Annotated in this window: 11 protein-coding genes and 1 pseudogene; 2 read left to right on the top strand and 10 right to left on the bottom strand. The window is 45.0% G+C overall.

The annotated features are described in order from the left end of the window. Positions 1–185 precede the first annotated feature (185 nt). The 4 genes and pseudogenes from A3IE_RS23425 to A3IE_RS0113615 all read right to left on the bottom strand — a co-directional run. Positions 186–282 (bottom strand): annotated as a pseudogene (locus tag A3IE_RS23425) (transposase); the annotation flags it as partial. Between the two features lie 173 nt (positions 283–455). Then, complete coding sequence (locus A3IE_RS20735; RefSeq protein ID WP_157832877.1) at positions 456–1,754, bottom strand: ATP-binding protein; 1,299 nt, start codon at positions 1,752–1,754, stop codon at positions 456–458. A 700-nt stretch (positions 1,755–2,454) separates the two neighbouring features. Next, complete coding sequence (locus tag A3IE_RS22180; RefSeq protein WP_157832876.1) at positions 2,455–3,927, bottom strand: CHAT domain-containing protein; 1,473 nt, start codon at positions 3,925–3,927, stop codon at positions 2,455–2,457. Between the two features lie 191 nt (positions 3,928–4,118). Further along, positions 4,119–4,532 (bottom strand): hypothetical protein, encoded by a 414-nt coding sequence (locus A3IE_RS0113615; protein ID WP_020396174.1) that lies wholly within the window; start codon positions 4,530–4,532, stop codon positions 4,119–4,121. A 155-nt stretch (positions 4,533–4,687) separates the two neighbouring features. On the opposite strand from A3IE_RS0113615, the gene moeA reads away from it, so the two are divergent. Continuing rightward, complete coding sequence (moeA, locus tag A3IE_RS0113610) at positions 4,688–6,001, top strand: molybdopterin molybdotransferase MoeA (RefSeq protein ID WP_281167190.1); 1,314 nt, start codon at positions 4,688–4,690, stop codon at positions 5,999–6,001. A 2-nt stretch (positions 6,002–6,003) separates the two neighbouring features. Here the strand turns inward: moeA and A3IE_RS0113605 are convergent, their stop codons facing one another. Further along, positions 6,004–7,434, bottom strand: a complete 1,431-nt coding sequence (locus tag A3IE_RS0113605) for an FAD-binding oxidoreductase (RefSeq protein ID WP_020396172.1) — start codon at positions 7,432–7,434, stop codon at positions 6,004–6,006. A gap of 81 nt (positions 7,435–7,515) precedes the next feature. On the opposite strand from A3IE_RS0113605, the gene A3IE_RS0113600 reads away from it, so the two are divergent. Beyond that, positions 7,516–8,274 carry a HesA/MoeB/ThiF family protein gene (locus A3IE_RS0113600; protein WP_020396171.1) on the top strand — a complete coding sequence of 253 codons (759 nt, stop codon included), beginning with the start codon at positions 7,516–7,518 and terminating at the stop codon, positions 8,272–8,274. Here A3IE_RS0113600 and truB read toward each other — a convergent pair. Genes truB through A3IE_RS20725 form a run of 5 tightly spaced genes read right to left on the bottom strand, consistent with a single transcriptional unit; the run spans position 8,255 to position 14,421 of the window. Beyond that, entirely contained in the window at positions 8,255–9,184 is a 930-nt protein-coding gene (truB, locus tag A3IE_RS0113595; protein WP_020396170.1) for a tRNA pseudouridine(55) synthase TruB, read from the bottom strand. The genes A3IE_RS0113600 and truB overlap by 20 nt on opposite strands. 3 nt (positions 9,185–9,187) lie before the next feature. Then, positions 9,188–9,601 (bottom strand): 30S ribosome-binding factor RbfA, encoded by a 414-nt coding sequence (gene rbfA / locus A3IE_RS0113590; protein WP_020396169.1) that lies wholly within the window; start codon positions 9,599–9,601, stop codon positions 9,188–9,190. Next, positions 9,601–12,423 (bottom strand): translation initiation factor IF-2, encoded by a 2,823-nt coding sequence (gene infB / locus A3IE_RS0113585; RefSeq protein WP_020396168.1) that lies wholly within the window; start codon positions 12,421–12,423, stop codon positions 9,601–9,603. Before infB ends, rbfA begins: the two co-directional genes overlap by 1 nt. A 22-nt stretch (positions 12,424–12,445) precedes the next feature. Then, on the bottom strand, positions 12,446–13,936 hold the full coding sequence (gene nusA, locus A3IE_RS0113580) for a transcription termination factor NusA (protein ID WP_020396167.1): 1,491 nt from the start codon (positions 13,934–13,936) through the stop codon (positions 12,446–12,448). Then, the gene (locus A3IE_RS20725) at positions 13,933–14,421 is read right to left on the bottom strand and encodes a ribosome maturation factor RimP (protein WP_020396166.1); all 489 of its coding nucleotides are present in this window, start codon (positions 14,419–14,421) and stop codon (positions 13,933–13,935) included. Before A3IE_RS20725 ends, nusA begins: the two co-directional genes overlap by 4 nt. Positions 14,422–14,442: the final 21 nt, after the last annotated feature.

Here is a 14,442-nt window from a genome sequence, read left to right as displayed (position 1 = left end):
GTTAACACATGGATTTTACAGCTAAAACCCCCAACTGAACGACCAAGAGCTTCGGCTGTGGCACTACTTTTTTTGTCCCACTGCACAGGCATGTGCCCGCACCACGGTACTATCGATACCGCCTTCTTGATAGTCAGGCTCTACTTGAATGGCCTGAAATAAGGTATCCCATACAACCATCGCCGCCCAACGATTATACCGTTTAAACACACTATTCCAGTGACCGTACTCACGCGGTAAACTCCGCCACTGACTGCCCGACCGCAGGATCCACAACACCGCCTACAGGAATAAGCGACAGCGCTCTGGATTACCCACCTACACCCTTGGATGTTGGAGAAGCAGATCATATAAGATAAGCCATTGCTCATCCGTTAACACATAGCGATTCGTCATAACACCCTGAAATCGTTCGCTTTTAGCAAACTCTACCTATAAATGTCAACAGAACCTAATCAAGTCCACGATTTCAGCTCCTTAATACGTTTTACTTCGACTTCATCCGCACACATATACTCCACAAACAGTGGCACACAGTAGCAATAGCGATTCTGAGTTTTCTTCAAGACAAAAGCCAATTCTAGACGTGATAGCGCCTGCTCCAATTCGGAGCTATCAAAATGTGCACCTTGTTGCTCCAAATCCTGCATTAACGCACCGATGGTGAAACTAGCTTGTTGAATCGTGCTATACACTACCAAGCGATCATAGGCTTGCTCTTTCTCGCCGATGCCAACTGACCAACCCGCTAGACGTTTTTGCAAGTCGCGCCCTTGGAGTACGCGGTGAATATCAGTGACTTCAATCACGCGCTGACTCGGCTCTAATTGCTTAATTATTTGGTCACAAACATAGGCGATTAAATTAGCACGCTGCCCACATTGGCTGATAAGGTGTTGAACTAAAGCATGATTGGCATAGCTCAAATTGAGGTTTTGCATCGGTTTAGTAGCAAGTTGTTCACAGGCATCTTGTTCTAATGCTCCAACTTCTAAGACTTCACCAAAATTGCGTAAGGGTGATTGATAGTCTAAAACCGCATGTTGATAGAGTTGCCAGAATCCGGCGAGGATAAAACTGCATTGTCCTTGTTCGCTGAGGCGGCGAAATACACTCAAAATTGGGTAACCTTGTACTTGCTCGTGGGCAATGAATAAATCAGCCTCATCGATTAAGAAGATATAGCGCTTACCCTCCGCCTTTAACTGCGCTTCCAAAGTTTGGGCAAAGGCTTGTGGTGAATCTATTTCGGGCAAATCTAAAGCTGCCATCAGATGTGGAATCAAAGTTTCATTGGATAAAGTTTGATAAAAAACCCGCACTTGCGCATTTTCTGCATAACGCCGCTTCAAAGCCTTCAATAGGCTCGACTTTCCCATTTGCCGCCCACCAACAACTAGGTAATTCATAGAGTCGCGATTAGTAATGTGATTAATAACCCCATGGCGACCAAAGAAAACATCCTCATTATTCACACCACCATTAATCTGATAAGGGGACAACTCAGATAAACTAAGCTGACTAACAAGTATATCCAATAGTAAGGACTTGGCATTTATATTAAATAAAAAACTCCTCAGATGCTTACTACTAGGCGCTATATACTTATTATCACGATTTTGCGCAATATTAAATAACTCATCTTGATCATTAGGAGCATTACTATAGAAAAATATAAACCTACCTTCAATCGCAGGTATTTTTTTCAAATCTTCAAGAGCAGTTCGAAAAGATGTGCTAATAAAATAAAGCATAATACGCTTTATACCAATAGGAAAATCAAGCGGCAGCTTAAGAGTATATAATCCAGAATCTGGTCTTATTAATCTAATACTACTAGTAGAACTAGGTGAATCACTATTTTCCACAAGAAAGTTAGTTGGCTTCCCTTGGTTTTGCTCTAATTCACCATCAAAAATTTCAGCTAGGTATTTTGCTTTTTGATCACTACTAAACGTTCCAAACTCAATAAACTTCTTAACAGAATTCCTCTTTAAATCCACAGCCTCTTCACTCACTATACGAATCCTCTTAAAAAGTGCAAGAAAGACAAGCGTACGTTTTTCGACAAAAAATGCAAATTCTTTAAAATACTAAAGCATCAGAACATAGAACTATTAGAAACCCATAGAATTAATTTATTATGCCTCCTGCAAAAGTCAAAAATTAATCACTTGCATATTTTTTAGAAAACCCTTCGCACCTAGTCTTCGACCTAGAATTGGTTAAATTCCAATTGGTGAAATTTCTTAAAAAATGACTTTCGCAGGAGGTCTATTAATTTTCAATTAACTCTTGACTTTGTTGGCGCTTAGTATAGTTGATTAATTTGGTATATCAAAACCGAATAAATGACACAATTTATTGATTTCACTAAGTGCGATTTTTAAATTTCAACAGAGCCTATTAGGCTATGATGATTTTTTGAAGATTACCTCATCAATTAATAGCCATCTAACACTTTAATAACTCCTTACCCATTTCCCGCAACCACTCACAGCGCCAGACCAAACACCCATTCTGTGGCTTCAGAAAATTCTGCCAATACAATCTGCGCTCTAAAGGGTCAGTTGCCCAAGTGTCATGCCGCCCAAATTGGTTTTTATTCAGATAATCACAAAGCTGCTTTTCTTGGCGCACTCGATTAAACAATTGCGCAGGAATATGACTATTTTTCACGGATTCACTCCAATTGCTTTCACCCTGCGCTAGCTCGCGCAAACAAGCCTCTACTAACACAGGATGATGATCCGCAAAGTGCAAGATTGCTTGCAACAGATTTTCCGCCAATTTGGCAGTATGCGGATAAAGTAAGTAAATATCCTCAATACACAACTCCGGTACCGACTCAGTAGGCAAATGATTCAACAAAGACATGGCACCCTGCTCATACTTTAATGCCGCCAAACGCTCTCCCCCAATTAGCACCAAATGCAAACCCTTTGGAAAATCCTCCAACAAACTGCGCAACTCACCCGCTAAAGTTCTGCGATGCTTTTCATCACCCTTTTCAAAGCGTGTAACTAACAAAAATAATTCCTTACCCTTCTTCAAACGCGCCCGCATCGCCTTGCGCCATGTTGGTAAGGAATGCACTGATTGATCCAAATCGCAATCAGTCGCCAACTCAGAGAAATAATCCGATTCACTCATATCCTGATCAGCGGGTAACGAAAAGTTCAATACCCACTCCGCCCCAAAATGCAACTTCGCCTTATCACGCAAAGCCTGTACATAATGCTGAGTCTGAAAACCCTCTTGCGCCAGAAGGATCAACGATGAATTCAAATTCAGGTATTTCTTGAAAATTGCATCAACAAAACTGCGTTGCTTGAGTGCTAAACTGACAGAACTGCTTGGTGGTTCTTGCTCAATTAGTTGACCCTGCTTATAAAGAATAGGGATATTAGCGGCCAAATAATGCTCTTGACGCACTGCCGTTTTTGCCCAGTAAAACGCTTGCTCAATACCCCAATGTTTCGCTAAACCTGCATAAATCTGCTCACTAAAATGCAAGCTAATAGCATCACGCACTTGGGTACTCATACCAATAATGTAGGGAATATAGGGCGAAATTTGCTTGGCTTGTTGCTCCGAATAACAAGCATTCAAAAATACACAGTGCGTATGCCCATGCAAGAGACTGAACATGGTTTTGAGTGAATCAGACTTGAGATAAGCAGCTTTGCCCTTGGCATCTTCCAGTAACAAACCCAAAGCGCCCTCACCATGCCCACTAAAATGCACCATCCAAGGCTTGTGGGTTCTCAATGCATCTAATAAGTCCTTAAATTGCAACGCGGGTTGCATGACAATCTGAAACTCGGTGTTACGCAAGTGCGCTTTAACGGCGAGGTATTCATCATTGATAAACAACGCATCGCGATTAGAAGGATTAGCCGCTAAAAAGAGAATCGTTTTAGACATGGGACAAAGCACACAATTTTTGGGACTAATAGTATATTGTAAACGATTAGCTGCCGAAACAATCCCAAGAAAAGCAAAATAAACAAATTGAACTAGCTTGGTTTGCTTGTTAAGTGTCAAAAAATGAATGTAGTAGGTTTAGAAAGGCTTCTGAGTTCAGACAGCCCTCTCTGCAAGTGTTAGAAATCTATTTAATGAGCTTGTGACAATTGGCTAGCATGTTTTTCCATGAAGCTATCATAATTATTTTGATAATAAGACATGGGTTGATTATTAAATTGCACATAAGTCGCACCGCCTAATAATAAGGTTAATAAGGGTATGACTAATAAACCGGTAAATACCATTCCCAATACTTTGCTAAAACTATGGGTGTGATTAATAAAAGCACGCCATGATTTAAAAATTACTAATACCAGCATAATGATTGCCAGCATAAAAATGAGCGTGAGTAAAATATCCATAGGCTCATTAAAAGTTTTTAACAGAGAGCCTACGATCCAAGCCGCAGCCGTCGCGAAATATAAAGGGATCAGTAATAACGACCACAATAACCAGAATATAATCGTCTGCCATCCTGCGTATTTTTGATTTTTCTTCATCATTCACCTCGATTGCTGCTATACTGATTCATATGACTGAGAGCTTGATCGAAATTACTTATTAGGTGTGAGGCCGATCTGGTTGCGAGGAATTAATTTGCGGATAATTGGCCGCCTCCTACATAACGCAAATTTGATTTGCGTACATTACAAGCCTTGTGGATTTCGTTACTATGCTGTGCATTGTTAGCGAGAGACAGCGAGCCATGCCGAATACCACTATCCAAACTGCCCCCAGCTGCTTTGATAGCATTGACCCTACCAGCTTGTCTTTGGTACAAGCCCAGCAACATATTTTGGCAGCTTGCCCGCCCCTTACTCAGTCCATCAAACGCCCTTTGCGTGATGCCTTGGGACATATACTCGCTCAAGATATTATCTCGCCCATTCAAGTCCCGAACCATGTGAATTCAGCGATGGATGGCTATGCTTTACGGGGCGAAGATTTGCCCAATGCTGCTACTAAGAATTTCGAGCTTGTCGGGATAGCTTTCGCAGGTAAACCTTTTGAAGGTATATGTGGTGCCAATCAATGTGTAAGGATTATGACCGGCGCTCCTATGCCTGCCGGAACTGACACTGTTGTCATTCAAGAGCAAGTTGAGCAACTGGATGCACACGCTATTCGTATTGGCACAGGACATCGAGCGGGGCAAAATATTCGCCAAGCCGGTGAAGACATTGCTCTAAATAGCGTATTACTCCAAGCAGGGCGGCGCTTAAATCCAGCCGATTTAGGGATTCTGGCGTCGATTGGCATTGGCGAGGTAAGCGTTTATCGGCCTTTGCGAGTTGCCTTCTTTTCTACTGGTGATGAATTGCGCTCAATCGGCGAAACTTTAGCAGCAGGTGAGGTTTACGATAGCAATCGCTACGCGCTCTATGGTCTTTTGAAGCGTTTGAATTTCGATGTGCTCGATATGGGTGTGGTAAAAGACGATCCCGATTTACTTGAGCAAACTTTGAAAAATGCCGCTGCCAATGCTGATGTAGTGTTAACTTCGGGTGGTGTTTCAGTTGGCGAAGCCGATTATATAAAAGCTATTCTCAACAAACTGGGGCAAATTCATTTTTGGAAGATTGCCATTAAACCCGGCCGCCCTTTAGCCATGGGGCAATTAGACCAAGCGACTTTTTTTGGTTTACCGGGCAATCCGGTCGCTGTCATGGTGACTTTTTTACAATTAGTCCAACCCGCTTTATTAAAAATGGCTGGAGAAACGCATCCTCAGCCTCTATTAATGGATGCGATATGCCAAAGCCGCTTAAAAAAACAACCAGGGCGAACTGAATTTCAACGCGGTATTTTATCGCGTACTGCACAAGGCCAATTAATCGTAGAAAAAACCGGCTATCAAGGCTCAGGCATTTTAAGCTCGATGAGCCAAGCGAATTGTTTAATTGTTTTGCCGGATGAACGTGACACGGTTCAAGCCGGTGAAATTGTTCAGGTACAGCCTTTTAATTGGTAAATTTAGAGCTGAACACTTTGCGGGTGGCGAATACGATTATCAGGGTCTAATTGATGCTTCAATTTTTGTAAGCGCGCATAGGAAGCACCGTAATAAGCCTCTTGCCAATTGGGTAAATTAATATCCGGATAATTCGCATAGTGCGCCTGAATACCCGCTGCCGTTAAACGCTTTTGGATTTGATTTACTAAATCAACGGCTCTATTTCCATCGCTAGCTTTGTCATAATAAACCTGATACTCACCTAAAAATGCATAGCTTCGGTGTGGATAGGCGCTGCTTGCTGCTTTGCCAGCATCGTTAATCGCTCCACCCAAGGTATTAATTTGTAGTAAATTTTGTTTCAGCGGACTAGCTTGCATCGCTTTAAAAATATCAGGAAAAGCCGCCTCAATACTTTTAAAGCTTTGATAATAACCGGCGGAAACATTCTTAAAGTACATAGGTTCTTGCCCACCACGATAGCGCTTTATACCTGCCAAAAAGCTATCCTTACGTACGGGCATAATGTCTGATGCACCTTTACTCAGCGATTTAAGAATCGCTTGTAATGCGTTCGTGCTTGGCCTCATATCGGTCATTAGAATCGTTAATTGATTACGATTCAGAACCCATGATGAATAAGCGGTAGTCGGCAAGCTTGGCATTAAATCAAACCAACGCTTCGCTAACGCTGTGGCTTGTACCAGATTTAAATTTTTATATTTAAAACGATAACTGCGAAAGAAATTAGGGGCAGGATGGGTATTAAACGTAAAACGTGTTACCACGCCGAAACTACCATTATTACCACCGCGACACGCCCATAATAATTCAGGATTATCTTTCGAATCGAGTAAATTGCCTTTTCCATCCACTAATTGAACGCGTTTCAAACTATCACAAGTCAAACCATATTGACGTGCGAAAAAACCATAACCACCGCCCAAGGTTAAACCTGCTACCCCTACCCCAGCACAAGAACCCGCTGGAATTAAACGTTTATGCGGCGCTAGATACTCATAAACCTTACCTAATTTCGCACCGGCTTGCGCCACGAGGGTTTTACTATCAGCGCTATAGCTAAGTTTATTAAATAAAGAAAGATCAATGAGTAGGCCGCCTTCATTTAAAGAATAGCCTTCAAAACAATGCCCGCCGCTTTTTACGCTCACTGCTAAATTAGTCTGATTGGCATAACGGATTGCCGTTTGCACACCTGTTTCGTTATAACAAACCGCAATGAAGCGTGGCATTAACGTAATGCGCTTATTAAAAATCTGGCGATGCTTTAAATACTCGGCATCGTGACGTTGCAGAAAGAGCACATTTGCATCGGAAGGCGGGCGTGGTAACTGTGTGTCAGCCTGTGCCACTGTATAAAAGGTGGGCAATGCCAACACACCCAGTAAAGTTTTTAGGGCACTACGACGAGAAGAATCAAAGTTTTGCATAGTGATGCGCTCCTTTCGGGTTATCTATACGCGCTAAAACACCCTTGCTATGCTTTAGCTTTAAACGCGAGGCTTTTTAGAATGGACGATGAGCAACTGTTACGTTATAGCCGCCAAATTATGCTGCCACAAATTGATATTACTGGGCAGCAACGATTGCAACAAGCACGCGCGCTCATTATCGGTTTGGGGGGCTTAGGCTCACCTGTGTCGATGTATTTAGCCAGTGCTGGACTTGGAACATTAGTCTTATGCGATGCCGATACTGTCGATTTAACCAATCTTCAACGTCAAATTGTGCATGATAGTGAAAAAGTAGGGCAGCGCAAAGTAGACTCGGCCGCTGAAACCTTGCAGCGCCTCAATCCCGAAATAAAGCTCGAAATCATTCCTACTAGACTTGATGCAGAAGCTTTATTGGCGCACATACAGCAAGTCGATGTAGTGCTTGATTGCACAGATAATTTAGAATCTCGCTTGCTCATTAATCAAATGGCTGTTCAAGCACGTAAACCCTTAGTCTCGGCTGCTGCAATTCGTTGGGAAGGCCAAATGAGCGTGTTTCAGCCTTGGCTGGGTGAAAATCCTTGCTACCAATGTTTCTATAGCAAGACTGCTGCGCTTGCACAAACCTGTAGCGAGAATGGTGTGGTTGGGCCTATCTTGGGGATTTTAGGCAGTATGCAAGCCTTAGAGACCATTAAGCTAATCGTGGGAACAGGAAGAAGTCTGGCCGGACGCGTGCTGCTTTTTGATGGACTAGTCATGGAGTGGATAAGTTTTACCTTGCCACGCGATCCGAATTGCTCTGTGTGTAGTACTATTCCCCGTGCTCATTAGGATCGTAAGCCATCAGGCGCTTGGCGCGTAATTGACCTTTGCGCCATTCACCAACTCCAATAAATTCACCGGTTGCACTATACAATCGCAATAACGGTAGTACCGGCAAACGCTCAGGCCAAGCCAAGGCTTTGCCATGGCGCAAACGCCAGATTTGCGCCTCATTCGCCAGCGTCCATTGTGGTAATGCTTGTAAAGCCACATCGGGGGCTAGTAGCAATTTATGCAATTCAAATGGATCATTTTCTGCTAAGGCTTGCAACTGCTCCATTGTCTGCATCGCAGCTGGATCAAACGGCGTTACGCTAGTACGTCGCAAGGCAGCTACATACGCACCACACGTGAGAGCTTCGCCAATATCCTGCACTAAAGAGCGAATATACGTGCCCTTACTACAATGCACCCGCAAGTGCAGTGTATCCTCGGTGTAGCTGACTAATTCGAGTTGGTGAATAGTGATTTGACGCTCAACACGCGCTACTTCGATGCCTTGGCGTGCCAATTCATAAAGCGGCTTGCCATCTTTTTTGAGCGCTGAATACATCGGTGGAACTTGTTGAATCACGCCACGAAAGTTCGCTAATACCGCTTCAATACGCTCAGGTGATAAAGACGGAATAGCACGCGTTTGCAAGACCTCACCTTCAGCATCCGCCGTGGTCGTTATTTTGCCTAATTGGGCTATTGTAAGGTACGTTTTATCAGAATCTAAAAGAAAGGCGGAAACCTTGCTTGCTTCGCCAAAACAAATCGGCAACATACCTGTTGCTAGAGGATCAAGACTGCCCGTATGGCCAGCCTTCTCGGCTTTGAATAACCAACGAACCTGTTGAAGCGCTTGATTACTGGATAAACCTAAGGGCTTATCCAGCAAAATAATGCCATCTACCTTACCTAATGCCTTAGCCAAGGTTTAGTCGTGCTCTTTGTTAGCGATATCGTGGTCAGCTTGCTGCGCTTGCTGATCTTCCGCGATAACACGGTCAATCAACTCCGATAAAGCAGCACCCCGCGCTTGGCTTTCATCATAGAAAAAATGCAAGTTAGGGGTCACTCGTAACTTCAAGCCACGTCCTAGTTCATGGCGCAGGAAGCCAGCCGCTTGATTTAAAATCGCTTCGGCTTCCTTGCCTTGTTCCGCATTAAGGGTATCGAACCAAACCTTGGCATGAGTCAGATCTTTGGAGACTGACACCTCCAACACCGTTACCATCCCTAAACGCGGGTCTTTCACTTCATTGCGAATCAGTAGCGCAATATCGCGACGGATTTGACCCGCTACACGATCACTCCGTGAAAAGCCAGCGGCTGCATTGCGTTTTACCATTAAATGGTTCTCGCCACTTGGATACGGTCAAACACTTCGATCTTATCGCCAACGCGCACGTCATTGTAGTCTTTCACAGCGATACCGCATTCAGTACCCACCTGAACTTCTTTGACATCATCACGATGACGCCGTAATGATTCAAGCTCGCCTTCGAAGATCACCACATTTTCACGTAACACGCGAATAGGGCTACCACGGCGCACAACGCCTTCGATGACTAAGCAGCCTGCGACCTGACCAAAACCAGAGGCACGGAATACATTGCGTACTTCGGCCAGACCCAAGAAGACTTCGCGAGTTTCAGGCGACAACAAGCCACTCATCGCTGCTTTCACATCATTAATGACATCATAAATAATGCTGTAATAACGAATTTCGACTTCGTTCTCTTGAGCGGCTTTACGCGCTGAAGCATCGGCACGCACGTTGAACGCAATAATGGTCGCTTTTGAGGCTGCGGCCAAGTCGATATCGCCTTCAGTCATGCCACCAATACCGGAGGATAGAATGCGTACTTCGACTTCGTCGGTAGATAATTTAAGCAATTCACTACGAATCGCTTCCACGCTACCCTGCACGTCGGCTTTAACCAATAAGTTAACTTGGGCACGTTCAGCGGTTTGCATTTGGCTGAATAAATTATCCAGTCTAGCGCTACTTTGTGCGGCGAAACGGCTGTCACGTTGTTTTTCTTTACGCAATTCAACAATTTCACGCGCTTTACGCTCATCAGAAACCACAAAAGCTTCATCACCTGCTTCTGGTGCTGCCGGTAAGCCCACTACTGCGACCGGAATCGATGGGCCCGCCTCTTTCACTGGACGGCCAGTTTCATCGAACATGGCACGGACTCGACCGAATTGGGTACCGCACAACAGCATATCGCCTTTGTGCAAGGTGCCTTCACGAATCAGAACCGTTGCAACCGCACCACGACCGCGCTCAATACTCGCTTCAACCACCGCACCTTTTGCCGGTGCATCGGTTGGGGCTTTAAGCTCCAATACTTCAGCTACCAATAGAATCGTCGTCAATAAGTCATCAATGCCGACACCCGTTTTGGCAGAAACACGTACGACTGGAACATCCCCCCCCCAATCCTCAGTCAACACGTCATTCAGTGATAATTCACTGAGGACGCGTTCAGGATCAGCGGTTGGTTTGTCGATCTTATTAATCGCCACCACAAGCGGTACATTAGCCGCTTTGGCGTGTTGAATCGCTTCTTTGGTTTGGGGCATGACACCATCATCCGCCGCTACGATTAACACCACAATATCCGTTACTTGTGCACCACGCGCACGCATTTTGGTGAAAGCAGCGTGACCTGGGGTATCTAAGAACGTCACCGTACCTTGAGGTGTATCCACATGGTAAGCACCAATATGCTGGGTAATACCACCCGCCTCGCCAGAAGCCACCCGTGTTTTACGGATATAATCGAGTAAAGAGGTTTTACCATGGTCAACGTGACCCATGATAGTCACCACAGGTGGACGTGTCTCAACATAATAATCGCCCGAGTCCAGCACGGTAGCGAGCATACTCGCCTCATCCATTTCCTTCATCGGGGTCGCTTTGTGACCTAACTCTTCAGTCACCAGAATAGCGGTATCTTGATCAATTGCTTGATTGATTGTCACCATCATGCCCATTTTCATAATGGACTTAATAATGTCTGTGGCACGAATCGCCAGCTTCTGCGCTAAATCCGACACCACGATGGTCGATGGAATTTCAATCTCGCGAATAACGGGCGCCGTTGGTTTCTCAAAACCATGTTTTACTTCGCGCTCTGGTACCACATCGTCACGACGACCACCAGGCTTACGCTTACCACCCTTATGTTGAATGGTTGGTGTATTGCCACGCTCATTTTCACGGCCACGTGTACGAACAGGCTTCTTCTTATCGCCTTTCTTGGCACCTAAATCTTCGTCCTCATCCTTGATAGGTAACTTCACGGAAGGAACAACCTCTTCTTCCTCGTCACTCACAATAGTGGTACGTGGCGCTAAAGAAGGTTTTGCCTTGGCACGTGAAGGACGACGTTTGAGTGCTGCCGCTGCTTCTTCACGAGCAGCCTCGACAACCATACGACGCTGTTCACCGGCGGCGGGCGCCGGAGCTTCTGACACCTGAGTCGCAACCACATTCGCCACTACTTCTTCAGGCTTAGGCGCTTCTACCAAGCTAGATTCCAATACAGGAGCTGGCTCAACTGGCGGCGCTACTACCTCAAGGACAGTCTCAATCGGTGTTGCGATTTGTTCATGGCTTTGAATAGGAGCTTCCAATGCAACAGGCACAGGCTCAGCTACTTTTTCTTCTACCACAACTGGTACGGCTGGGCGTGACACTTGATTAGCATTAGTAACGCCCTCACGCTGTTGACGTAAACGCTGTGCTTCACGCTCACGCCGTTCACGTTCAGCCTTCTCTATTACTGCTTCGCGCTCACGACGCTCGGCTTGAGCTTGTTGTGCTAATTGTTCTGCGCGTAATTCCGCCTGACGATCAGCCGCTGACTCATTACTATTGCCACGCAAACCCAAAGTCTTTTTACGACGCACATCAACACCCGCCGGTGGACGACGATCATTCCCTACATTCGGTGGATTACGCTTTAAGGTAATTTTGTTGCCTGCTGAATCGGTATTGCCTTCATTCATACGCTCTAGCAATAATAATTTCTGAGCATCAGTAATTTTGTCATCGGGACTACTCACTTCGATGCCTGCACGTTTTAATTGACGCATTAAGACATCCACAGGAGCTCGCACCATTTCTGCGAGTTTCTTAACTTCTATATCCGACATGTATCGCATTCTCCTGTTTACATCACTGAGCAGACCCGCTGGCAAACCAAGGCTCACGCGCAGTCATAATCAATTGCGCGGCGCGGTCTTCGTCCATGCCTTCGATATCTAACAAATCATCCACAGCTTGTTCAGCCAAATCTTCCATAGTACGGATCTTAAGTGCAGCAAGCTGATAAGCTAGCTCTTTATCCATACCCTTCATATTCAATAAGTCATCCGCTGGAATCGGCGTATCCTTAGCAATTGCTTCAGTCAATAAAGCGGTTCGCGCTCGCTCACGCAATTCATTGACGATATCTTCGTCAAAGGCTTCGATTTCCAAGAAATCTTCCTTAGGAACATACGCAATATCTTCCAAGGTTGAGAAGCCTTCTTCAATCAATAAAGCGGCAACTTCTTCATCTACATCTAATTTATTGACAAATAACTCTAAAATCGCCTGTTGCTCCGCTTCCGTTTTCGCCTCAACCTCTTCCACACTCATCACATTGAGTGTCCAGCCGGTCAGCTCACTGGCTAGGCGAACATTTTGGCCACCTTTACCAATGGCCTGCGACAACTTATCCTTATCCACACCAATATCCATAGTGCGCTGATCTTCGTCGACCACAATAGATAATACTTCAGCGGGAGCCATGACATTCATCACGTAAGTTGCAATGTCATCATTCCACAACACAATATCAACACGCTCGCCATTTAATTCGGTGGTAACCGTTTGAATACGGGAACCACGCATCCCTACACATGCCCCAACCGGATCAATATTGGGTAATACTGCACGAACTGCAACCTTAGCCCTAGCGCCCGGATCGCGTGCTGCGCCCGTAATCTCAATCATTTCTTGATTGATTTCAGGTACTTCTAACTTCATTAATTCTATTAGGAAATTAACATCACTACGACTCACAATAATTTGTGGGCCCCGTTGATCTTGGCGAATTTCCTTTAAATAACCCCGCATACGCGCACCCGTATGCGCCATCTCCCGTGGAATCATTTCTTCACGAGGAATTAAAGCTTCCGCATTATCGCCTAGGTCTAAGAACACACCTTTTTTGTCAAAACGCTTCACCGTGCCCATGATTAACTGGCCTACCTTATGACGGTAGCTTGACACTAATTTTTCACGCTCGGCTTCACGCACCTTACCAACAATGACTTGCTTTGCGGTTTGCGCTGCGATACGTCCAAATTCAACTGAAGCAATTTTTTCTTCAATATAATCGCCAACAGCCACATCTAGGCCACGATTTTTAGCATAACTTAATAAAATCTGCCGCTCTGGGCTTTCAAAGCTTGGGTCTTCATCGTCAACAACTAACCAACGGCGATAAGTATCATAGTCGCCCGTGTGGCGATCCACGACCACACGTACATCCATATGCATCCCGAAACGTTTACGGGTTGCCATGGCTAATGCGGTTTCGACTGCTTCAAAAATTAAATTTTTACTGACACTTTTCTCATTGGAAACCGAATCAACAACGTAGAGTATTTCTTTATTCATGCGCGTTTACCCTTACTTTTACCTTTACGAGGTGTTGTGTCGGGCACATACACCAGTCTGCCCCTATCAATCGCCTCATAGGGCACATCCAAGGTTGCAGCATCCATTTGTACGCTTATCTTTGTGTCATCCGCTGCGAGCAACGTTCCCACAAAATTACGTAGCGCATTAATCCTTACGCGCGTACGTACTTTTATTTTTTGTCCTAAATAGCGCTGATATTGATGCGGCTCGAATAACACCCGATCAACCCCAGGCGAAGAGACTTCCAGCATATAAGCCACTGGGATTAGGTCTTCAACATCCAAAGCTGCGCCAATTTGTTCGCTCACCCGACCACAGTCATCGACCGTGATACCCGCTGGCGAATCAATAAAGATGCGCAATAAAGCACTCTCGCCGTATACGCGATACTCATAACCCCACAGTTCATAGCCAAGACCTGTGACAGCGGTTCTAATGAGGGTTTCTAATCGTTCTTGCATTAATGCGTCATTCTCTTAAGC

Origin of the sequence: Thiolinea disciformis DSM 14473, assembly GCF_000371925.1 — a bacterium.
Lineage (GTDB): Bacteria > Pseudomonadota > Gammaproteobacteria > Thiotrichales > Thiotrichaceae > Thiolinea > Thiolinea disciformis.
This window is presented reverse-complemented; position numbering and strand designations above follow the sequence as displayed.